General features: G+C 53.0%; 21 protein-coding genes. 14 read left to right on the top strand and 7 right to left on the bottom strand.

Features of this window, described 5'->3' with window-relative positions:
• Window positions 1-316 precede the first annotated feature (316 nt).
• Window positions 317-916 carry a hypothetical protein gene (locus MW898_RS24595; protein ID WP_248910938.1) on the bottom strand — a complete coding sequence of 200 codons (600 nt, stop codon included), beginning with the start codon at window positions 914-916 and terminating at the stop codon, window positions 317-319.
• An 864-nt stretch (window positions 917-1,780) separates the two neighbouring features.
• Between MW898_RS24595 and MW898_RS24590 the strand changes: the two genes are divergently transcribed.
• From MW898_RS24590 to MW898_RS24565, 6 genes are all read left to right on the top strand, one after another.
• A complete protein-coding gene (locus MW898_RS24590) occupies window positions 1,781-1,966 on the top strand; it encodes a hypothetical protein (RefSeq protein ID WP_248910937.1) in 186 nt (61 codons plus the stop codon).
• 399 nt (window positions 1,967-2,365) lie between these two features.
• Complete coding sequence (locus tag MW898_RS24585; RefSeq protein ID WP_248910936.1) at window positions 2,366-2,734, top strand: ArsR/SmtB family transcription factor; 369 nt, start codon at window positions 2,366-2,368, stop codon at window positions 2,732-2,734.
• Window positions 2,735-3,182: 448 nt separating this feature from the next.
• Complete coding sequence (locus tag MW898_RS24580) at window positions 3,183-4,688, top strand: TrkH family potassium uptake protein (RefSeq protein WP_248910935.1); 1,506 nt, start codon at window positions 3,183-3,185, stop codon at window positions 4,686-4,688.
• 349 nt (window positions 4,689-5,037) lie between these two features.
• On the top strand, window positions 5,038-5,931 hold the full coding sequence (locus MW898_RS24575; RefSeq protein ID WP_248910934.1) for a universal stress protein: 894 nt from the start codon (window positions 5,038-5,040) through the stop codon (window positions 5,929-5,931).
• A gap of 194 nt (window positions 5,932-6,125) precedes the next feature.
• Window positions 6,126-7,511 (top strand): hemolysin family protein, encoded by a 1,386-nt coding sequence (locus tag MW898_RS24570; RefSeq protein WP_264556600.1) that lies wholly within the window; start codon window positions 6,126-6,128, stop codon window positions 7,509-7,511.
• Between the two features lie 193 nt (window positions 7,512-7,704).
• Window positions 7,705-8,574 (top strand): universal stress protein, encoded by an 870-nt coding sequence (locus tag MW898_RS24565; protein ID WP_278000023.1) that lies wholly within the window; start codon window positions 7,705-7,707, stop codon window positions 8,572-8,574.
• A gap of 635 nt (window positions 8,575-9,209) precedes the next feature.
• Here the strand turns inward: MW898_RS24565 and MW898_RS24560 are convergent.
• On the bottom strand, window positions 9,210-9,533 hold the full coding sequence (locus MW898_RS24560) for a hypothetical protein (protein WP_248910932.1): 324 nt from the start codon (window positions 9,531-9,533) through the stop codon (window positions 9,210-9,212).
• 548 nt (window positions 9,534-10,081) lie between these two features.
• On the opposite strand from MW898_RS24560, the gene MW898_RS24555 reads away from it, so the two are divergent.
• From MW898_RS24555 to MW898_RS24525, 7 genes are all read left to right on the top strand, one after another.
• A complete protein-coding gene (locus MW898_RS24555) occupies window positions 10,082-10,294 on the top strand; it encodes a hypothetical protein (protein WP_248910931.1) in 213 nt (70 codons plus the stop codon).
• 118 nt (window positions 10,295-10,412) lie between these two features.
• On the top strand, window positions 10,413-10,679 hold the full coding sequence (locus tag MW898_RS24550) for a hypothetical protein (protein WP_248910930.1): 267 nt from the start codon (window positions 10,413-10,415) through the stop codon (window positions 10,677-10,679).
• Window positions 10,680-10,984: 305 nt separating this feature from the next.
• Window positions 10,985-11,341: a hypothetical protein gene (locus MW898_RS24545; RefSeq protein ID WP_248910929.1), complete on the top strand. Its 357-nt coding sequence runs from the start codon at window positions 10,985-10,987 to the stop codon at window positions 11,339-11,341.
• Between the two features lie 238 nt (window positions 11,342-11,579).
• On the top strand, window positions 11,580-12,155 hold the full coding sequence (locus MW898_RS24540; RefSeq protein WP_248910928.1) for a hypothetical protein: 576 nt from the start codon (window positions 11,580-11,582) through the stop codon (window positions 12,153-12,155).
• Between the two features lie 435 nt (window positions 12,156-12,590).
• The gene (locus MW898_RS24535) at window positions 12,591-13,349 is read left to right on the top strand and encodes an ABC transporter ATP-binding protein (protein ID WP_248910927.1); all 759 of its coding nucleotides are present in this window, start codon (window positions 12,591-12,593) and stop codon (window positions 13,347-13,349) included.
• Window positions 13,342-15,057: a hypothetical protein gene (locus MW898_RS24530; RefSeq protein WP_248910926.1), complete on the top strand. Its 1,716-nt coding sequence runs from the start codon at window positions 13,342-13,344 to the stop codon at window positions 15,055-15,057. Before MW898_RS24535 ends, MW898_RS24530 begins: the two co-directional genes overlap by 8 nt.
• A 150-nt stretch (window positions 15,058-15,207) precedes the next feature.
• Window positions 15,208-15,756 carry a hypothetical protein gene (locus tag MW898_RS24525; RefSeq protein WP_248910925.1) on the top strand — a complete coding sequence of 183 codons (549 nt, stop codon included), beginning with the start codon at window positions 15,208-15,210 and terminating at the stop codon, window positions 15,754-15,756.
• A gap of 82 nt (window positions 15,757-15,838) precedes the next feature.
• On the opposite strand, the gene MW898_RS24520 is transcribed toward MW898_RS24525, so the two are convergent.
• The 5 genes from MW898_RS24520 to MW898_RS24500 all read right to left on the bottom strand — a co-directional run bounded on the left by MW898_RS24520 (window position 15,839) and on the right by MW898_RS24500 (window position 22,337).
• Window positions 15,839-17,188, bottom strand: coding sequence for an ABC transporter ATP-binding protein (locus tag MW898_RS24520; RefSeq protein ID WP_248910924.1), 1,350 nt, complete (start codon window positions 17,186-17,188; stop codon window positions 15,839-15,841).
• Window positions 17,181-18,224 (bottom strand): ABC transporter ATP-binding protein, encoded by a 1,044-nt coding sequence (locus tag MW898_RS24515; RefSeq protein WP_248910923.1) that lies wholly within the window; start codon window positions 18,222-18,224, stop codon window positions 17,181-17,183. The genes MW898_RS24520 and MW898_RS24515 overlap by 8 nt, the downstream gene beginning before the upstream one ends.
• Window positions 18,221-19,411, bottom strand: coding sequence for an ABC transporter permease (locus tag MW898_RS24510; protein ID WP_248910922.1), 1,191 nt, complete (start codon window positions 19,409-19,411; stop codon window positions 18,221-18,223). The genes MW898_RS24515 and MW898_RS24510 overlap by 4 nt, the downstream gene beginning before the upstream one ends.
• Window positions 19,411-20,394: an ABC transporter permease gene (locus MW898_RS24505; RefSeq protein WP_264556729.1), complete on the bottom strand. Its 984-nt coding sequence runs from the start codon at window positions 20,392-20,394 to the stop codon at window positions 19,411-19,413. Before MW898_RS24505 ends, MW898_RS24510 begins: the two co-directional genes overlap by 1 nt.
• A gap of 77 nt (window positions 20,395-20,471) precedes the next feature.
• Window positions 20,472-22,337, bottom strand: coding sequence for an ABC transporter substrate-binding protein (locus tag MW898_RS24500; protein ID WP_248910920.1), 1,866 nt, complete (start codon window positions 22,335-22,337; stop codon window positions 20,472-20,474).
• A 362-nt stretch (window positions 22,338-22,699) separates the two neighbouring features.
• Here MW898_RS24500 and MW898_RS26470 point away from each other — a divergent pair, with 362 nt between their 5' ends.
• Window positions 22,700-22,969, top strand: coding sequence for a GNAT family N-acetyltransferase (locus MW898_RS26470; protein WP_373689911.1), 270 nt, complete (start codon window positions 22,700-22,702; stop codon window positions 22,967-22,969).
• Window positions 22,970-22,980 lie beyond the last annotated feature (11 nt).

Genomic DNA, 22,980 nt, shown 5'->3' with positions numbered 1-22,980 from the left:
ATGCCATTAGACGTCATAGTACGGTGTAACCAGACATAGATATCTCGATTGTTACCACTCTGGCAACAACATCAGGCGACGAGCGATGAGCGGAATGATAACCGAGACTTGACGATAGGATATCGGTTGTCACGAACATCCTCACACCCCCATACCATGAAGGTGTTCAGGGTCGGGATCTGATGATCCATAACCAGTCGACAGTGGGATTGCTGGACATCCGTCGCTGGCGGGACGTTCATGCTCGCTGAGCGATCCACTCAGTTGATCGCCGTTGAGCTGTTCCAAGAAATGAGGATGAGTCAGTACGAAGCTGCTAGTTACGTTGCACACCTCCAGCCCGGTGAGGGGAAACGCCCGCACCGATCGTGAGACGGTCCTCATGAGCACGATGGTTAGCAACGATGGCGCGGATGTAACAGCCATCGGGGGAACGGGTAGAACAAATAGTCTGGTGGCGGTCCTCACGACGCTCGTCACGTGGTGGCTCGAAACGCCCTTTTCTGACCGGGACGAAGATAAGCCTGCCGAGGAGTGAGCGGCCACGATATCGACAGCGTTGCGACCGCCGTCGAGTCATCCGGTCACGGGACCGACTCCCGTGGGGCGCGATGAGAGACATTCGCGCTGACGAGCCCGACAGCACCCGCCCGCCTACGGGCAATGGCGAGGCAAGCGAGTGGCAGGCCGTTGCAGAGCACTCGATAGAGCCAGTGGGGCCTTGCTCGGCCGCGTGCAGTTTCTTTATCGGGGATTCCGCGTGACGGTGACGAGCGACGGACAGATCGTCGTGGCTGAACCCGTTTCCAGTGATATCACCGAGTGAGGCTGCGTCTTCCCGTTTTCTCAGATCTGTGAAGCTGTCCGGCGGCACCTCCCAGCGAATCGCTTGAGTGGTGATGAGTGAGGCGCTCACGTCGGTCGGTACTGAGGGCAGCTCCGTCCTTCGAACAAGCCGCCTCTGTGTGTCGACTGTTCACGTCATCGTGGAATGTCTCGGGATGTGGACGGCCGATCCACGGTCGTTCCATTCCAGTGGAGGTAGCCGGACAACGCACCGATGGATAGTACTGTCGCAGCACTTTTCCGCAGAAGGAATTGGTCTCCCACAGTTTCCCCCGTCGACGGGTTCAGGATGCATTTGGTCCTCACGAGGAGACGTTAAAACAGAAACCGTGTGGTGGATCACACGGTTTGCCAATGAACCAAATTCGTGTTTCGACAGCCCGTTTTGGCTGCCAGATCGACAAACAGTAGAATAGTACTTAGTAATCATGTATAATTTCTTATTATTAATACATCATGATAATTCTTTGTGAAGATTTGAGTGACAGAATTGGTTTGAGGATATACCGCCACTATCCCTAAACGGTCGTGAGCGAAACCAACACTAGCACTATGTGACTGTAGATCGTACCATGAGAGTCTCCGCGTGTAGTATGCGAAACCGAGGACGCTTGGTCATGTCGCCAGTTTCGGAGTCTCCGTCGATAGGCATTTGATTCCAGCGTGAGTGAAGGATATAGGTACGCACGACAGGAATATTCTCGTAGATCCCATTGAAAAGGCCTCTAAGTGTCGGTAGAATATTATTGTCAGATGGTCATATTCCCTACTTCATGCTATGGGAATACATTTCTAATGAAACGAACAGGACAGATGATTCTTCCACAACTCGACGCGAATTCAGGTGGGTCATCACTAGTACGATCCAGCCGAAGATCTGACGACAGCTGTCGTGTTCGCCATTATAGATGCGATGGACGTCGCCCCAAACGTAATGAAACCTCCACCAGTCTATCTTGTCGCTCATCATGTCATTCACATCTTGATGAGAATCGTCGGATTCACACAGGCGTTATACGACATCGCACGTGATGTTCGTCACCATCGGATGTCTGAGGATCTTGATCTAACGCTCGGGCTGCCGGTCGAAATGTTCGACGACGAACGAGCAGCTGAGTGAACGTGGAATAATGCGAAGGTATCGCCAGCCATTGTGCTTACGAGTACGTGACGGGCACCAGCTTCGGATAATCGTATCGCCTCACTCACCGCACTTTCACTCAGACAGGTAACCTTGCACAGAGAGGGGTAGGTGCCAGTATAGTTACTCACAACCGACAACCCCAGCACAACATCCCCCAATTCAGCACTATTTCTGAGCCATTTTTCTCGTCTCACGAGTTGTTGTCTCGTCGGGTCGGATGCTTAGAATACAATCAACTCAATTTAACCAAGGGCAGACATTATCAGATGACGAATATATTTCTAATTATATACCGGCATCAATTAATCTTAGTGGTATAATAAAATACGTGTAGGGATCGTATACTCAAATATGATGCTTCAATAGATAGAAGGGATGAGTTTGCTCCCATTGCGGAACGAAGTACATACAACTCCTGCCGAATCGCGTATTATCGATGAGAATGATGCGGGTGTCGATGCTGCGTACAACGCATTGACAGCGTCAACGACCCGTCAGATACTGTCGATCATCTACAATCACCCATCGACTCCCTGCGACATTCAAGCCGAGACCGAAACATCTCTCCAAAACGTTCATTATCACCTCTCGAAGCTTGAAAACGTGGGTTTTATCCAACCAGCTGGAACCGGGTATTCGGAAAAAGGAACCGAGATGACGCTGTATGCGCCGACACATGAATCGATTGTGTTGTTTATTGGTCAGGACCCCGCACACCAGCAGCTCCGGGAGTTCCTTCAATAAGACTCTGCGGCGTCATTGAAGTTGGGAGCTGCCTCCCAGTCAGTTGGGATGGAGTCAGGCTTCTCTGGTAGTGATTGTTATCAGACATTTCCTCAGTGAGAGATGACTTCTCTTCAGCAGTTATCTGATTACGGCTATGCAGACACTCATGATCTGTCGGTCGATGAGACGTACAACTCACCTTTGGCGGATGAGAGTCGTAGCACCGAAGAACGATGCGCTTTGCTGATAAGACAGTCGTGATCATTCCACTGATAGCCACTGTATCGGTCGCTGCTCACGTTCTGTCTCTCGGCCACTGAAAACATCTGTGTGAGAAAATTAAGTAGACAGTAAGAGCACTTCCAAACAATGCAGGTCTGAAACACCTATCAGAGATGAGTGTACTAGAAAAAGGAACGGCGATGAAACAAATGGATATACCCATTCTTCTTTCTAATACCAAACAATGATTATACGGATCCGGGTTGCCTGGCGTGTCAGTCTTGGACTGATAGGGACGGTACTCTCATACCTTGCAATCCCACTCACGTTCCCACTGATGATAGCGATTTACTACGGGGAGCCAGTTGAACCGTTTCTTGTGACGATTGCAGCCACACTTATACTTGCCTTTGGTATGAATGCCCTCTCGGCTGACGGTGATCTGAATGTACGCGAGACGTTCCTCGCAGTCTCGCTCATCTGGCTGCTTGTTGCGATCATTGGTGCGATCCCCTTTCTCGTGGCTGGAAACGGAACGACCGCCCATCCAATAAATGCATTCTTCGAATCGATGAGTGGTATCACGACCACGGGCGCGACAGTCATGCTGGATTTCAATGCTCACACCCAGTCAATCATGATGTGGCGCCAGCTCATCCAATGGCTCGGTGGCCTCGGTATTCTGGTCCTCGCGACAGCGATTCTCTCAGAAGCGGGGGTTGGTGGAGCACAACTCATGGAATCGGAGACCTGGACGACAACAGTTAACAAGCTCACCCCGCACATCGCCGAAACGGCACGGATACTGTTAGGGTTGTACGCAGCAATCACCGTGCTTGCGGTCATCCTGCTGTACTCGCTCCATCTCGTGGGAGTGGCACCAAAGATGACACTCTACAATGCCATCGCGCACGCGTTCACGTCGGTTGCAACAGCTGGATTTTCGCCCGAACCTACGAGTGCTGAAGCATTCTCACCCATCGTTCAGTGGGCGCTCGTTGTGTGTATGTTCGTCGGAGCAACGAGCTTTGCCCTCATCTATTTCGTCCTTACCGGAAAGGATTTTCAACGATTCCGCGACAACGAGGAATTTCGTTTCTATCTGGGAACGATCATTCTCGCAACAGGGCTCGTCGCTACCGCAGTAACGCTCGACCCTTTGACCACACTAAAAGTTGAAGAAACCGTTCGGCACGCCATCTTCAATACCGTTTCGATTCTCACAACGACTGGATACGCCAGCACAAACTATGATATTTGGTCACCGGCGGCCAAGCACATCCTGTTTGCCTGTATGTTCATTGGAGGAATGGTGGGGAGTACAACGTGTTCGATCAAAGCACTCCGGTGGTTAGTAGTTATAAAGGCATTTCAACGAGAACTGTTCACGACTGTTCATCCATCAGTTGTTCGTCCTATTCGTGTCAGCAACACACCAGTGGATGAAGAGACTGTTCGGGACGTCTACGGGTTTGTATTGCTCAGTCTCGTGCTCGCGTTCGGATTGACCGTATTTATCGTGGTGGACGCTGCACGGGTTGGACTACGAGTTTCGGAGTTTGAAGCGATGGGTGCAGCCGCCGCAACATTCTTGAACATCGGACCGGCGTTCGGTCGAGCTGGCCCCTACGGAAGTTATCACGCATTCCCGGCGACGACAAAAACCGCAATGATCCTGCTCATGTGGATTGGTCGAATCGAGATCATTCCTGTATTAACATTATTCACCCGTGCCTTCTGGCGGTTGTGACATGTAAACTACTCCACCTTATTCCACCATATTCTACTCTTGCGGTTTAGACAGATCTCAGTCCTCGAAGGGATCTTGAGGACTCCCAGCAATCTCGTACCAGCCGAACGCTGTTATCCATTACCCGCATCATTACACCAGTTATACGCACGTCTACTGGCGTGCTCACCAATTGAACTCAGTAGCATGCCAGAAATCGAAGATATGTGAGCACGTCTTTGCCCTCGAGTGTTGAGGGATAACAGCTGTGTTTCCGCTTTTGAACACACAAACCCATGGCCGTTGAAGTGGACGCTGCAGTTGACGGGGCAGCAATTTTTCCTCTCCAGAGCCTCAATTTGAGTAGTGTATGTACAGTACGATCCTGATTCCGTGTGACGGAAGTGAGGCAAGCACCGCTGCCCTTGATCACGGCGTTGCCATTGCGGATACGTACGACGCAACAGTCTATCTCTTACATGTCGTTAACGTCGGCACAGAGATCGCTGCTTCGGGAATGGCTGTCGGAGAGGTAATGAATACGCTAACAGATATCGGTCACGAAATCTTATCAGAGGCGGCAACACGTGCAGAGGACGCTGGCGTTGCCTACGAAAAGGAACTGCTCGAGGGGATTCCCTCTGAAGCGATTGGCGAGTACGCCACCGACCGCTCAATTGATCTCACTGTCATGGGAACAGCAGGGCGATCAGGAGTTACAGAACACCTCTTAGGAAGTACGACCGACCGAGTGCTCCGCCGCACTGACACTCCCATTCTAATCGTTCCGGATGCCGATTCAGCTAACACCGATAGTGGATCGTACGCGCACATCCTTGCCCCAACAGATGGAAGTGAGAACGCCGAGCGCGCAGCGCCATACGGAGCCGATATCACACACCACACCAATGCGACGCTCCATGTCGTCTCTGTCGTGGATGTACAGGCGGAGGGAGGTGTATTCAATGTCGGTGGTGTCTCTGAGGAATTCATCGATCACCTCGAAGAGCAAGGCCACGAGGCCGTCTCCCACTTTTCTGACCGTGTCAGGGAGACGGACGTAGATATTGACCTCCGTAGATCAGTTACGCACGGTACGCCCCACGAGGCGCTTCGTGAGTACGTCGCCGACAACGAGATCGACGTCGTGGTAGTCGCCTCACAAGGTATCTCAAATCTCGCCAGCCAGCATCTTGGGAGTGTTGCGGATCGGGTCATACGCACCGTTGACAGACCGATACTAGTCGTACCACCGGCAGACTAATGCGAACAGTGTGATGACAACGAATCTGGAGAAGAGGGGACTCCGGCCCACGCGTCATCCAAACCGTACACCTTTCACCAGGGGTGAATGGCTATGCCAAGAAGATGATCACGTGCGTCGGGGGCGACTTCTACGACAATCCAGACGCCGGTTACACAAGGGTTAATTTTCTGCTCTAGTAATATGGTGATGTTGTGGAAACTTCTGTGCTCACAGCAGCATCTGAGGCCGGTATCACACTGTACACTGTGCCGGTCGTTGGTATCGAACTGGGGCAGGCGGGAGTTACCGTGGTTGGTATCATCCTGATTTTGATGCTTCTTATGGGATCAGGATTTTTTTCATCGTCTGAGATTGCATTATTCTCCCTGCCAGCCCACCAAATAGACGCGATGATCGAGGATGGCAAGCGTGGCGCGCGGGTGGTCAAATCCCTCAAAGAGGACCCTCACCGCTTGCTCGTGACGATTCTTGTCGGAAACAACTTGGTCAACATCACAATGTCCTCTATTTCGACTACCATCGTTGGCTTCTACTTCGACGCGGGGACGGCAGTTCTCGTATCGTCGTTCGGCATTACGTCGATGGTTCTGCTGTTCGGCGAGAGCGCGCCCAAGTCCTACGCCGTCGAGAACACCGACTCGTGGGCACGGACCGTCGCTCCGCTATTACAAATCGTCGGGAAAGTGCTCTGGCCGCTCATCACTTTGTTCCACTATTTGACAACGATCGTGAACAAGATTACCGGCGGCGGCTCGTCTATCGAGTCGTCGTACGTCAGTCGCGACGAAATTCAGAACATGATCAAAACAGGCGAGCGCGAGGGCATCCTCAACGAGGAGGAACGTCAGATGCTCCAGCGCACCCTTCGATTCACCAACGCCACTGCCAAGGAGGTGATGACCCCACGCCTCGACATGGCGGCCATCTCCAAAGACGCGACCGTCGAGGAGGCCATTGAGAAATGTATCCAGTCAGGGCACGCCCGCCTGCCGGCCTACGAGGGCTCGCTGGACAACGTAATCGGCGTCTTCGATATCCGTGACTTGCAGAATTCCGACTACGGCGCAGCCACCGACCTCGAGGTGGAGGAGGTGGTCACTCCAACCCTCCACGTTCCCGAGTCAAAGAACGTCGATGAACTTCTCTCCGAGATGCGCGAGAACCGGATGCACATGGTTATCGTCATCGACGAATTCGGTGCCACCGAGGGGCTCATTACGATGGAGGATGTGCTTGAGGAGATCGTCGGAGAGATACTGGTGGGTGATGAGGATCATCCGATCGAGTCCGTCGACGACACAGAGGTGCTGGTCCGGGGCGATGTCAACGTTGATGAGGTCAACGAGGCCCTTGACATTGACCTCCCTGAAGGCGAAGAGTTCGAAACAATCGCGGGCTTCATCTTCAATCGCGCGGGTCGCCTCGTCGAGCAGGGCGAGGGATTCAACTACGAGAACGTGACACTGCGGGCCGAACAGGTAGAAAACACTCGCATTCAGAAGGTCCGGGTAACCGTCGACCACGCAGCCGATCCGGTCGAAGAGAAAACGTCGGCAGGCGAGGACGAAACCGATTGACCGGCAGTGTCCCAGCGGCTAGGTCGTAGGGGTACTATTCTCGGTTGTTCTATTCTGCAACTGAGACTAGCTCTCTGTACACGGAGACGCAGGACGTGCGATTGTTACTCCGATCTTCAGATGGAAGCTACTATCTTGAAAGTTGGGTGAAAATCATTAGGTGATCGGCAAACGTACCCTTACCTATCGAGTCATGTACGAGAACATCCTTCTCCCATTCGACGGTAGCGAAGGCGCAGCCGAGGTACTTCATCACGCCAGCGAGCTCGCGCACTGGGCCGACGCAACCATTCAGATACTCTACGTCGCCGACACAACGCGCGACAGCGTCACCGTCGTCGATGGTCACACAGTCGATGCACTCGCACAACAAGGGGAAGACATCGTTGATGAGGCCTCAAAAATACTGGACTCACTTGGGGTTCCATACGAGACCGACGTCGTCCAGGGCAATCCCGCCCCGACGATCGTCGAGTACGCCGAGCGCTACGACCAGGATCTGGTCGTGATGCCAACCCACGGCCGCGATGGGATCTCACGATACCTCATTGGGAGTGTCTCCGAGAAGGTTGTCCGTCTCTCGTCGGTTCCCGTGCTCACTGTCCGTATGCAGCCCGATGAGACGCTGATGTTCCCGTACGAGAACATACTCATTCCAGTGGACGGGAGTACCGCTGCAACGCACGCTGCCAGTCATCTCGTTGAGCTTGCAGCGTCGCTTGATGCAACCGTGCACGTCCTTTCTGTCGTGGACAACTCCACACTCGGGCCGGATGTTCGGTCGACGATTTCCGAGAAGGAAGGAGAACAGGCCGCGACGGACGCTGTCGAGACTGTCGTCTCTGAGGCCGAAACGCGTGGGGTTACCAATACCGTTCGTCATATCGAACATGGAACACCTGTCGAGGAAATTCTCGACAGTATCGAATCCAACGACATACACGCCATTGGGATGGGAACGACAGGGAAACGTGGCACAGATCGTATCCTGCTCGGCAGTGTCGCTGAAAAGACCGTGCGCTCGGCACCGGTCCCCGTTATGACCGTCGCAGAATCAGAGTGAGTCCCGTCGGTAGGATTGGTTTCCAAGACCTATGTAGATGTCAGTATTATATGCTATCTCCACATCACACTTCTAAACATCTCTTTCGTGTTTGCAAAGGTATCCTAGAATCCCTCCTGGGATCATGAATGCTCCGAGGGCCCAGATGATGATAGGATCAATATGAGTCATCTTCCATAGGAAAAATAAACCTATAACCACCGGCGTGATCGAATTGGCAAGTACCCACGCCATACGGGACAACAATTTCCCCATTCGTTTTCTATTCGACACTACGTTAGTACCTCTTCAGTTAAAGAGATTTATTCTAATACAATAATTTCAACACTGTGAACCGTTTCCGGTTATGACGACCACTCTACGTATGGGAGCTACTAACCTCGTTTGTCAGTTTGGAGCCACCGTGGACTACCCCACGAACCCTCCTCATCGACTGGCTTCCCTGCACAACGACAGTTGGACGGTGATGTGGAAGCCCCGCTCTCAACGAACAAAGACAACTGATCGACCGAAGGAGGGTGGATGCGTTCGTACCACCCACCATTTCGCCAATCTGATGCAAACAGTATCTTCTGAGCATAGTACATACACGCGCAGAAAGAGTGAACGCGGAGGAGTTTACCCCCGAAGGACCATCACGCAGTAGTGACAGCTACCACGATCACATTCACCTGACCAGTGAATATATCGTCGACGGAGACGTGTCCTTCCGCATAGGCAAAATCAGCGGTCACCTCGACCGTGGCTGATCGTCCTCTCGTATCATCGATCGACGTATCGGCCATCACTTTGTTGATGGTATATGACTCTCCTCCGTCGTAGTGCAAGTCGAATCCCGTGAGTGCGCTGAAGATCGTATCATCATTAATGTGACCCTCGAACTCGACCCGTTTGGTGTCTTCGTATTTCTCCTTTTTCGCATTAATATCGAATTCAACTTCTTTTACTTCTAATGTCATACGTAGTGCAAATACAGATTTCACAAAATGCTATAAAACAATTCCGTTATTATCATTTAATATATTAATGCAAAAAGTACTAATATATTCGATTAGAATATGGTGAAGAAATATATCGTGGCTCCGTCCTATAGAACTCAGCTGGAAAGAATCGATTGATCGCCGAATATGACGCTCTGAGAGGATACTAGTGAAACACCTAATAACAGGAGTTTGAAGAGTCCTCGAGGGTATGTCGCCGGACCTTCGACTGCCAATCACCGACACCAAGCAGCGGTGTTGTAGGACCACGAGATCGCGACTTGATCGATGGGGGACTGTTGCCTTCAGGCGGAGGACTTTGACGTCGAGCCGCGACGCATCTCACGGATAAGCGTTGAGACACACTACTCGCTGGAGGTTGTCAGTGGGAGGGACACGGTTGACGAGCACTATGACGACAAGCACCGTGAAACGTGGCTTCCCACTGAGCGTCGCTTTGTTGTGCACCGAAGCCTATGGGCGAGGATAGCTGAATGTTTATATTCGTAGAAAATATAGATCAATATATGCTCCGTGCTCTCTTGACTCGGCTCACCGCTCGCTTCAAAGGTGACAGGGCTGCCGATAACGAAGAGACGGAAGACGGACGATTCATCCCCTCAGTCCTCGATTCTTCCGTTCGGTACTCACACGGAGGAAGCAATCCCGAGGGGGATCGTGAGATAGCCAAAATCGAAGAAGAAGCGGAGATGCTTTCAGAACACCAACGCAAGAAGTGATGGAGAATTTCGAATCGTTCCTTTGTCTTACAGGACCAAGATATTCACCTTACCGAAGAAAGACGTCAAAAATGCCAATAACCGAGATTCTTTTGCTTTACTACTGTCGGTATCAGGTATGAATCGTTTTCACCTCTACCACGGATCTCTCATGCTTGTCGGTGCAGTACTGGCAGTGAATGCCCTATCATCCGTTATGTCCATCGGGCTCAGCGTAAGTAATACACTGCTAGCTATCGGTGGCAGTGGCATGGGACTCGCGTCGATCCATGCTATTTTCACCACGGAGCCGACGGCTGTCACTATCAATCGATACCACTTCAGACTCGTCGTCCTGGGTGCCCTCCTTACCATCGGTGGGACCGTGCTGCAAGTGCTGGGCTAACAGTCGGGATGTCGTTCCCTGGTTGCAGATAGTCATGCACATAATCAAATAATGCATAAAGATGGCCTTTTGCACCGTTTCCGACGGTGATCTTCGCCTCAATTGAACCGAGCGCTGATGGATCTGACCTTGTGTAACTCTTGGTTGCTACCCACCCACTATCTATCACATAAGGCTCGTAGATAATAACATTCGGAAAAATGTTTTCCAAGTTTCAAATGATAATCCCAATGTAATGATCCTGGCCCCTCTTCGAAAAGGTAATCTGATCTGGTTTATGTTAATGGAATAAGCAGCTGACTAATATGAGTGGCAAAACGGGGATAGATAGTGACAGGGGTGGCCCATCACCCGAAATTGACGGTTTTTTCAAGTATTATTTATTTTACTTTGTAATTGCAATTATCTCAGTAGGGTTGATATGGGCTACAGACGCAGTTATAATGTTTACATACGTTTTCGTAGGATTCATAGGAGCGATGGCCTTGCTTGGTATCTACCATTTTCTGATGGCCTATCCCCTCGTGCAGAATACATACGGGATCGTGATCCATATCTCCATACTCATTCTTTCCACACAGGAAATAACAGGGAAACTGTCTATGTTAATGGGTCTATGTATCGGCACGATAGTGATGGCGTATTGGTTGAAACCCTATTGAGATTGCATCCTTACTCAATGGATGATGAAGACTGACGCGACAGCAACTGCCAGTCCCTCCACTGAACGTTGGCCGCTCACGATATAGGGTGATTGGGCTGCTGTTTCGTATTCTTCATGCTGCGACGAGGGGGAAGGGGTGGCTTGTAATTACCACCTGAAATCGAAGGAAGATAGATCGAATCACGCCAGACAAATGCCTCACAAGGCTTTCCGAGGTGCTTTACCGTGTGTTCAGTATGCACCGCCGTACCGTCCTACCTCCACCAGCATTCCTGTTAGCGATATTGACTGTCTATACCGGACTCGGGCCGTCTAATGGCGTTCTTGGCGTTACCGAGGACGCAACTGCCCACCTCGAAATGACCGCCCTTGCTGACGCGACACTGCCCCCGAAGGTTCCCTACGGCGTCTGGAAAGGTGGTTCGGAGGCGGCGTGGTTCGTCGATGGCTCAGACGTAATGACGCTGATCACCTACGAGTACACCGTCAGCCAGGTCACCCCAGCAGCCGAGTACGGTCGCCAGATGCGCGAGCGGTCTGCGTTCGCATTGTCAGGTCCCTCAGACGCCCAGCGTGACATCGTCGAGACGGCGATCAGCAAAGAGCAGTACGTCGTCAGCCCGGACGAGGGGCCACCGTCTGTACTCGTCACGCTAGCCGATCGGTTCCGCGACCAAGAGCAGGCCCACGGTCTCGACAAATCGGGTGAAGGTGAGTTGAGTGGCACGTATCTCGTCCAATACGACGGCGAAGTCTACTGGACAACGCTCGCCGTCCACGGCGACGCGTTTGCGACCGAAACGTCAGAGTAAACGGCAGACAGCGCCCCTTCGTCGGGACTCTCGCGTTGGCCCCCGTCAATTCATGCCCGGGTCCCATCGCGACAGATCGCTGTGGAATGGGTCTTCTGGATGCGCTCATCCGCACGATGTGTGCTGGACAGACAGCAAGGACTTCGGCTTTAGACGAGAGAGTCGGCGAAACTGGTGAACAGAGAGCAGTACGGAACATGAATAAGTTGGCAAGATTGAAAATGGGAGCGTTTGCACGATCATCAGGAGCAACATTATCTACTGAGGTCGGCTAAGTTGGTTGCAAATGCACCTAGACTCGAAATCAATATTTTATATCTACATTTCGCAGGTGGCTATGCATGATGAATCCATTAAGTCGATTTCTGATGTATGAGAGATATATTATAAATCAGAGGTTCTAATAGTCGGGCGTGGTAATCTACTCTAATCGCGATGACAGCAATTGAAACCACCGCCCTCACCAAGCGGTATGGTGATACCCTCGCAGTTGATTCGTTGGCTCTCCAGATTCCGTCCGGCGTCGTGTATGGATTTCTCGGTCCGAACGGCGCGGGAAAGACGACGACGATGCGGATGTTGACTGGGTTGCTCACGCCTAGTAGTGGTAGTGCGCACGTGGGAGGCGTTTCAGTTGCCGATCGAGACGCTCTGCGGTCACAGATCGGCTATCTTCCAGAAACACCACCGTTGTACGACGAAGCGACCGCGTTCGAGCAGTTGACCTACGCAGCTGGATTGCGTGATCTTCCTGAAGGTCCGATACAAGAGCGCATCGAAACGCTTCTGGACGATTTCGATCTCCTCAACGATGCTGACGATCGGATCAACGGCTATTCGAAGGGAATGCGACAGAAAGTCGCCTATATACAGGCAGTCCTACACGAACCACCAGTGGTGTTTCTCGATGAGCCAACTTCAGGGCTCGATCCTCGGGCCGCAAAGACGATTCGCCAGCGGATTCGCGGGTTAGCAGACGATGGGACGACGGTGTTTCTCTCCACGCACATCCTTCCGGTTGTCGAAGACGTTGCAGACACCGTCGGAATTCTCGCCGATGGAGAGCTCATCGCCGAAGACACGCCCAACAGCATGACTCAGCGCGCCGAAAGTGGCCAAAAACAGTCACTCGAAGACGTGTTCCTGAAGCTGACTGACACTGAGCCAGCTGCTGAGGTGCAGCCAAATGACTGAGTCGGGCTGGCTTACCCACGCCTGGCAGATGGGTCGGTTCGATTTTAAGCGAACGCTCACAGGGATGTGGGACGACAAAGCACGATTGGCGATGACAGTTGGACCAATGGTGTTCATGGGCGTCGTAGGACTTGCATTGCTCGTTGCGTTTGCTGATGAGTTGCAGGGATTTTCAGGAATGACACTCACAGATGGTGCTCGAGGACAGTTAGCAATGTTCTGGGTATTCGGTGTCTACATCTTCACCAACCGATTAGTCACCCAACGGAGCCGCGTCGAAGCCGAGGAGCTAGTGTTGACGACAGTGTCTGCACGAACGGCTGCTATGGGCCACATTATCGCCGAAACGCTGCGAGGACTTGCGTATTTTGCGGCTCCAATAATCGTGCTTACGGCTGCTGGGTTCATTATCTTCGGTTCCCCCGGCGAATTTCTCACTATTCCGATCGCGGCGTTGATGTTCGTGATGACCACTATAATCACAGGGACTGCTGTTGGGTATGCGATCGCCTGGTTGCTCACTCACGTGAAATTCGTCCGACGGTACAAGACCATCATCGGTGGAGTAGCCGTAGCGATCGTAATGGGTGGATATCTGTTCGCGATATTAGGCCCGATGGAAGGGATGAATCTGTCCGTTATGGGCTGGTTTCCAACGGGGTGGGTTCTCGATGTTGGCGTGTTGGGGGTAGGAGGAGCGATCGAAGGATCGACAGTGAAGGCTATTGGATCGATGGTGACGAGCGCACTGATTATCATCAGTGGAATGTTCGCAACCGAACGAATCACCAGTGGTTACTGGTTTAGTGAACCAGTCAGCATCGACGATGACGATGAACCGACGGATCACAGTGAGCGTTCATTTCGGCTGGGCCCACTCCCATTTCCAGAGTTTATCTCTCAGCCGACTCGCCGGGTGTCTGAGTGGGTGATTGTGCGTTCGATCCGCGATCCAAGCCGGCTCTCGTATCTCATGCTTCCGGCAGTTGTCGTCTTCGATGCCGTATTTATCGCCTACAGCGATGGTGTACTCGACGTTACCCTGGCACCGGTGCTTGCAATTGGGCTGCCCTGGATTCTCAGTGAGATTACCGCGATGAATCCACTCGGTGATGAAGGATCGATGTTGCCAATGACGGTCGCTACCATCCCTGCACGCCAGTACGTCCACGGATTGCTGGTTCCAGGGCTGCTCTATGGTCTTCCAATCGCGGGAGTACTTACCGCACTCGCTGGGATGATCTCACCCTACTCATCAATGGAAATTGCTGGACTGGTCGGTATCACTCTTTATTTGACCCTGGTAGCGGTGACAATCGCCCCTGCACTAGGGATGATGATGCCACGATTCGATGCGATTTCAATCGGTCGGAGCGACGACGTACTCCCCCCACGGATAAGCACGATCGTAATCCACAGTTTGAGTGTGGTCGTTCCCGGCGCATTACTTGGTGGCCTACTGCTTGATCCTGAACTGACCCGGACTGCACTGTCGTTCATCTTCGGTGGTCTTCCAGTATTCGTGCTCGGACTGCTCGATATGGGTGGGGTCGGTTGGTTTGAACAGTTGATGACCGATATCCAAGCAATTGATATCGAAACACTGCGCTATGGTCTTGGTGGAGGACTCTTTGCTGGTGGCCTCCTCGTGGCAGGAATCTGCTATCGAAACGCAATCAGTCGCTTCGAGAAATACGAGCAACAGTAGCCCAAGCTCTACCGCGGAGATATCTACTACGGCGAATCAGTATCCATTACGGCCCTACTGCTGTAACGAGGCAGTAGCGTCGGAAGCAATCGACTGTCACCGAATCCCTGGAGACCACAATTTCCCTCGGACCGGACAATCGGTCCTACCATGCAGGCATTGGGTGGGACGGTGGTCGAACTGTCCGGGACCTACTACGTCCGGGTGAAGGGGACGAATATCACCGAGTATGACCTCACGGTTGAGACCCAGCGACCCGATCAGTACGATCCGAACGAACAACCAGCGACGGCCACCTCGATCGAGTCGGGTAAGACGATATCGGCGGTGGTGAGTGGTTCTGACCAGGATACGTACGCGGTCGATCTCGACAAAGGCGAAACAATTAGCGTGATGACGAGTGACGTGGGTTCTAATCTGGTGAACACCCGACTCCTTGGACCGAACGCGAGTGGGGCGTATTTCATTCACGTGTATCCCTACGAAGATGGGATCGGATTGTATGACATGGATGATCGCTACGAGCTATCTATCACCATCTCCGGAGCTGATGATGACGAACCGTCGAACGAAGATGATTCGGAGATCGATGACGGACCGACCGAGACTCCCGACGAAAAGGAGTCAACTGACTCGTTCACTCGCCGTGTACTGACATGCATTCATCTTCGGCCACGTGATACTCAAATCCTGATCTAGGATACGGTCGTATTTAGACTCGGACAACCAGTTTTGATATTGAGTGTCGAATCTCGTCGGTCGATAAACTGCCTCGTTACTATCAGTCCACGTGTGGATCCGCAATGTTCCGGAGTGAGGCTTCGTTTTCAGTGAGGTAACACGAAGCCAGATGATCAGCCCCGTGGTCGGTCAATTCCGGATTGGACGCTTCACAGGGCGTGATGAACGTCGAGAGCAATTCACTCGCTCGGCTGCGGTCGCCATCAGCTAGCCGGTCGAGTGCTTCAGTGAGTGTCTCCTCGGCCGACCGATCAGAAAGTCTCTTGGGGAGCCCAAACTCTACCCTGAGTTCGCGCTTTATCTCCGCATCTGAGACTGTGGTCTCATGGTTCTCGTCCGAACTACTACTGAGAGCCCGTCTTGTCTCCTTGGCGTCGACGGTGCCGTTACTAACACTATCCCGGAACGTCAACAGCGCTCGCCAGTTCGATTGTTCGAGGTCGTACTCATCGGACTGGATTACTCGATGACACCGGGTGTGGAACCGACATCCGGACGGCGGGTCCGATGGACTCGGAACGTTCCCCGTCAGCTCGATACCCTTTTGCGTGCTCCGAGGATCCGGTGCTGGAATTGCAGAGAGCAACGCCTCCGTGTACGGGTGTTGGGGGTTCGAGAATATCTCGTCGGTCGTTGTGATCTCCACGATCTCACCGAGATACATCACTGCAACTCGGTCGCAAACGTCCTGAATGACCGAGAGGTCGTGACTGATGAACAGCACCGACAGACCGTACTTTGCTTGGAGATCGTTAATCAGCGAGAGAATCTCGGCCCGGATGGAAACATCAAGCGCACTCACCGGCTCGTCAGCGACCACGAGGTCGGGATTCAGCACTAACGCGCGGGCGAGCGCGATTCGCTGCTTTTGGCCCCCCGAGAATTCGTGGGGATAGCGGTCGAAGTCGTCCGGTGAGAGATCCACGTCTTCAAGCAGATTTTCAGCGATAGCCCGACGACGTGATCCGTCAACCATACCGTGGATTTCGAGGAGTTCAGTGATTGACGCCCCGATGGTCTGTCGCGGATCGAAACTTGACGAGGGATCTTGAAAGATCATCTGAGCGTCCCGCCGGAACGCCTTGAGCTGATGGTCGTCAAATTTCGTCACATCGGTCGCAGTATTGTTTCCAGCAGTTTGCGAGTCATCTCCGTTGCCATAAAACAGGACCTCCCCGCTGGTCGGCTCTTCCAGTCGCATGATTGAGGCGGCGGCGGTCGACTTCCCACAGCCAGACTCACCAACCAACCCAAGTGTCTCGCCCTTTTCGATATCGAAGCTAATCCCGTCGACAGCGCGCACGGCCCCGACCTGCCGTGAAAGAAGTCCTTCTGTAATCGGATAGTGTTTTTTCAAGTCCCGCACCGAGAGCAGCGGGTTCTCAGTCATCCGCGGCCCCTCCGTCGGACTGTGCCTGATCCCCATCCTCGCTGGTGACGACTGACGGGTCGCCGCCATGACCGTAATGGACACACGAGACGCGGTGGTCGGCGGCGTCAATCGAGAACAGGGCGGGCTGGCCACCGTGCGTACACTTCGCGACGGCGTGCTCACATCGCGGTGCGAACCGACACCCATCGGGTGGGTTGGTCGGGTCCGGAAGCGTACCCTCAATCCCGTCTCCGGAGCGATTCCCGCCTGGTAGACATTCAATCAGCGCCCGGGTATACGGATGCGACGGTGTTTCGAAAATTTCGTAGACATCACCGCGTTCCATTACCTTCCCTGCGTACATTACGACAACCTGATCTGCAATCTCAGCTACGACACCGAGATCATGGGTCACAAACAAGACACCCATCCCGAATTCATCCTGAAGGTCGTTGAGCAGTCGGAGGATTTTAGCCTGTACAGTCACGTCGAGCGCTGTGGTCGGCTCGTCGGCGATGAGCAGAGCGGGGTCCGTAATCAGTGCCATTGCAATCATGACGCGCTGTTTCTGCCCGCCCGAGAATTCGTGTGGGTAGTCGTCGAGACGGGCGGCAGCGTTGGCAATACCGACGCGGGTCAACAGGTCAACCGCGCGTTCGCGGGCCGCTTCATCCGAGATATCCTCATGAACCTGTACCGCCTCGATGATCTGCCATCCAATAGTGTAACAGTGATTTAGCGCGTCCTGTGGATTCTGAAAGATATGAGCGATTTGCTGGCCTCGTATCTTCCGGAGTTCGGACTCGCTCATCGACACAACATCGCGACCCTTGAACTGGACTGTACCATCGACCGAACCGGGCGGCGAGGGAATCAGTTGCGTGATGGACTCGCTCGCCACCGTTTTGCCACTACCGGATTCGCCGACAATACAAACTGTCTCTCCCTCGTGCACCTCGAAGTCAATGCCGTCGACCGCGATGAGGAGGCCAGCGTCGGTTTCGAACGTTGTCGTCAGATCCTCGACCGTAAGGAGTGGCGTGTCTGTGTTCATCGTTCCACCTCCGCCTGTGCTTCGGGGTCAATCGCGTCAAGCACCGCGTCGCCGAGGAAGTTGAACGCGAGGATGGTAAATGTCAACACTGTCCCTGGTATTAGGGTGATCCACGGTGCCGAGGCGAGATCTGCCCTACCATCGGCAATTAGATTCCCCCACGACGGGGTGCCCGGAGCGCTGAGTCCAAGGAAGGCGAGTTGGGCCTCAAATAGAAGAAACACGGGGATCAGAAGTGTAAGGTCCGTAATAATACTGCTCGCGGTGTTTGGAATAATATGCCGGCGAATGATCCGATATGTGCTCGCGCCACTGAGTTGGACTGCCTTGATATACTCCTCTTCGGTCTTTGCAAGCGCGTTGCTCCGCACGTATCGAGCAGTGCCTTCCCACGCGAAAAACCCAAACAACAGAATGAACAGGGCCAGATTCCCGCCATAGATATAGAGGACAAGCAGGTAGAGAATGAGCGTCGGAAACGACTGTTGAATGTCGACGTACCGCATCAGGACTTCATCCACGAGCCCACCCATGTAGGCGCTAACCGTCCCAACGGCGGTACCAATGGTGATGACTAAGAGTGTGGCGATAAACGTGATCTTCATCGTGATCTGCATTCCGTAGACAATCATCGTGAAGACGCCCCGTCCGTCTCCAGTGGTTCCGAACGGATACTGCCACGTTCCCTGACACGCGCCATTCACAACCGAGCCAGCGCAGTTGACGATGTACTGCTGGCTAATCTCGAATCCAACCGGTGGCTGGTACTGTCGATACAGCTGGACTTCCGGCGGAGCCATGAACACCGGCCCGAAGAGCCCACCGACAAAGATGATTCCCAGAAAGACGAGACTGACAATCGCGGGTCGGTTTTTTCTGAATTCTCGCCAGTAGTACCGCGTCATCCGGGCGTTCTGGTACAACGGTAGGACGCCGTAGAACCCGAACAGGACGATCGAAATGGCGAATAGCCAGTCGATGCCGGTGACATCGTAGTACCAGCCGACCGCCCCAAACGTCGAGTCATCGGCTGGCACGATGAAGACGTCGTACAGGATCAGTGCGGAGATCGCACCGAGGACGACGGCCGCACCCTTGAGATTGGGGGACAGAGTGCGATCGCGTCCGCTAGTGATCTCCTCCCAGTCCACCTCGTCGAATCGTGTGGTTGGTTCGTCAGTAGACATTATCGATCATCGAAGTCAATCCGCGGGTCAAGCACGGTGTAGACGAGGTCCTGAATGAGGTTCGATATCGTAGCGACGAAAGTGAAGAAAAACGTGAACCCCAATACGACGCTCGTATCCTGTGCAATGATAGCCCGATAACTCAGCCGGCCGATCCCTGGAATGCCGAAGACAATCTCTACGAGTAGCGACGATCCGATAAACAGCGCGAGAAGCTGGCCCACCATCGTCGTCGACAGCGGCACCATCGTCGGACGAAGGACATGACGACCGTAGATTCTGAGTTTCGAGACTCCCTTCGCGTTCGCGGTCTTTACGAAGTCCGCAGTCATGAATGATGTTGATTCGTTACGCGAGATACGCATAATGCCGCCGATCGAGCCAGTCACCAGTACGAACACGGGAATCGCGAGCTGGCGTGCGTTTTCAATACTGAATACTGGCACGTCTGGATTATAGATAATGGGTATCCACTCGAGTTGGACCCCGAAAAGCAACAAGAGGATGATTCCAAAAAAGAAGTTCGGGATTGCGTACCCAAAGAAGGCAAAGCCGGTTGCCGCGTGATCCTTCCAGCTGTACCGGTTGGCCGAAGAATACAGCCCTACGACAGGGCCTATCAGTATCACCAGCAACGTCCACGGAATCGAGTACTGTGCTGTGTAGTACAATGCCTCGAGGATTGCCTCGGTCACCGGTTGACTCCGGGATTCCGACCACCCCCAGTTGAGCGTATACACGCCGGTGACGTAGTCGGTGTATCGCTGGTGGAGCGGGGCGTCGAGACCACGGAGCTGGCGTATTCGCTCCTTTGTCTCCTGTATCTCCGCCGGATCGCCGCCTTGGAGTGCCGTCTGTGTCGCTGCCCGCGATATTTCAGGGTTCGGCGCGGCAGCCAACAGACCGAACGTTACCGAGACAATAATGAACGTGACGATGAACGCCCACACGACTCGTCGCGTAATATACCATCCTATTCCCAAATTGTTGATTCCTAGTTCCATATTGTTGGACCTTCGAACATGAAATAAGCTGTCAGATATTGCGGTCAGCTATTGTATCAGTCGCTACGGGACCACGTCTGGGAGTCCCAGCCGTTGAAGAAATTCTTCTGTGGGCCCTCAATCCCCGCAGCGTACCCGATCGTGTCCGAGGGGAAGACAAGCATCCCAAACGGCTGGTCCTCGTTGATCTTGACAAAGATCTTGTTCATAATAGACTGGAGTTCCTTGACGCTCGTCGCGTTGCTAGCCTGATCGAACAACTTCTTCGCATCCCACGACGGGTAGTAGCCGTACGGGTTGTACGCCGAATCCTTGACGAAGAACACATCTGCGGTAGTCGGATTCAACGGGTAGGTATTGAGACCAAACACTACCTCCATGTCCCACGAGTTGGCACTCGTGACTTCACGCGGACCCGCGTTGGTCGCCCCATTGGACCACTCGTACTGCTCGGGGTTTTTGGGAATTTGCTGTTGCCAGTACTTTTCGTCGAACTGTGTGCCCTGAATCTCCATGGGCTTGACGTTGATGCCAGCGTTTTTCTCGAATTCCTTGGCAATGAACTCGGCCATCGCTTGATCGGTGTCATCTCCGGCGATATGATAGAGACTAAGTTCTACTGGCTCGCCGCTCGGAGTCCGCAACATATCACCACTGTAGCCGTAGTCCGTATCCGAAATGGCTTTTTTAATACGGCTTCGGGTCGCCTGCTTGCCGTACAGGTCCCCCGTCCCGTACTGCTTAATAGAGCTGTCGTCCTCTGGGTACCACCGCGACCAACTGGGCTGCCACGTGTAGACGGGATTCGCGAAGTTGCGGAAGACGCCTTTAGCAAGGCGTTTTTTGTTGACCGCACATCCAAGACCCTGTCGGAACTTTTTCTTCCGGAAAAGGTTTCCTGGACCTGCGTTCCAGCCGTTGTCACGCATATTATAGCAGCAGACCTCGGTGTACGGCTGTGGAATCTCAATAACATCGACCTGCTGAAGGTTGCGAAAGCGCGATACTCGATTCGGTGGGACCGCCGCCGAGTCAGTTTCGCCGGTCTCGAGCGCGGCGAGCCGGGACGACTGTTCGGGCACGATCGATACGTTGAGCGTCTCGAAGTATGGGGCGTTGCTGAAGCGTTCAGGCACGCTGTCTACGTTTTTGAGGTAGTAGTTGTCGTTTCTGACGAAGGTGAGCGAATTCCCACGATTACGGCTATCGAGAGTGTACGCACCCATATTTCCGGTGAACGTTAGTTCGAGTAGCTCCTTGTCCTTTCGTAGACCATCGGCGTTTTGCTTCTCGACATAGGGCTGCATCAGGCCCTTCGGGATCGGGTACAACAGCGGATCGTAAGTCTCAGGGTATAGTTCGTTCGGGCTTGGAAGTTCGATCTGGAACTCATAGTCGCCCGTTTGTTCGACGTTGTACTCACTCGGCCACGACGACGTGTCAGCTGTCCCAGCCCACTCGGACTGATGGACTTGGGTGATCTGGTAGACGAAGTCCTCGGCAGTGAGCTTGCCATAGTCACCGCTGAACTTGAGACCTTCGCGGACGTTCACCACCCATACCTGCGAGTCGTCGCTCGACATATCGTAAACCTGTGGAAAGAACTTTGTCTTTGGCTTGAACGTATAGCCCAGATCGAGCGTGTAGCTGATGAGATCCCCAGCTCCGGCTTCGGTATTGTACAGCGGATTTAGCGTCTGTGGGCCGGAAGTTGCGATTGTTGTGTACTTTCCGCCGACCGAGGGGGCGCCGCTAGTGGAGGAATTACTGTTTTCGCTGTCGCCAGCATTGTCGCCACCACCCATACAGCCAGCGAGACCGAACGTACTGCTGAGACCGAGAATTTTGAGCATTCGTCGGCGTCTGACCGACGAAATGACCGCAGGCTCATTGGGACCACCTTGATTGTTACCATCTGACATACAAATGGATTTTTCTATTGTGGTAAATAATTTTTGTAATAAATCCATACATTTCTAATATGAAAATATCTCTATTGCAGTCTGGAGGCAAGCAGATCAATCACGCACCGAGAAAGTTGCTCAGTAATTCGAAACTCAGTACTGCCATTGTCGTGCAATCTTCAAAGTACATATAAGAAACAACAGAAAAATCCCCGTGTTTTTGATCGTCACCGACACGTTCGTGGCGACAGACGGAGGAGCAACGGGAAGAGGATGAAGGTGCGAAGTATGTCGTTCGACCGAAAGAGTCTGAAGTCTATGGAGAGACAATCGCTAGATTCGCCGGACTTTACCCCGACTAGGAACGCCAGTTCGCTACAATTGGAATCGTCTTTGATAAACAGTTCTGGGGACGAGGATACTCGGGCGAGCGTACCGAGGTATTCATCGAAATTGTATTCAACGTACTTGACCTTGAGACGGTTGCTGTTGGGTATATTGACGGAAACGAGCAGTCCAAACAGGCGGTTGAAAGATATGTTGAGAAGTTCGGTGGGACAGATGAAGGCCTACTACGGAATTGGTTGGCCGTCGGTAGTGAGGTATTTGATTGCCACCGCTATTCAATTCGACGTGAACAATACCAGTAATCTCATTCACC

This window comes from Halocatena marina, assembly GCF_023276375.1.
Lineage (GTDB): Archaea > Halobacteriota > Halobacteria > Halobacteriales > Haloarculaceae > Halocatena > Halocatena marina.
Note: the sequence above shows the minus strand (reverse complement) of the source record. Positions and strands in the feature narration are given on the sequence as shown.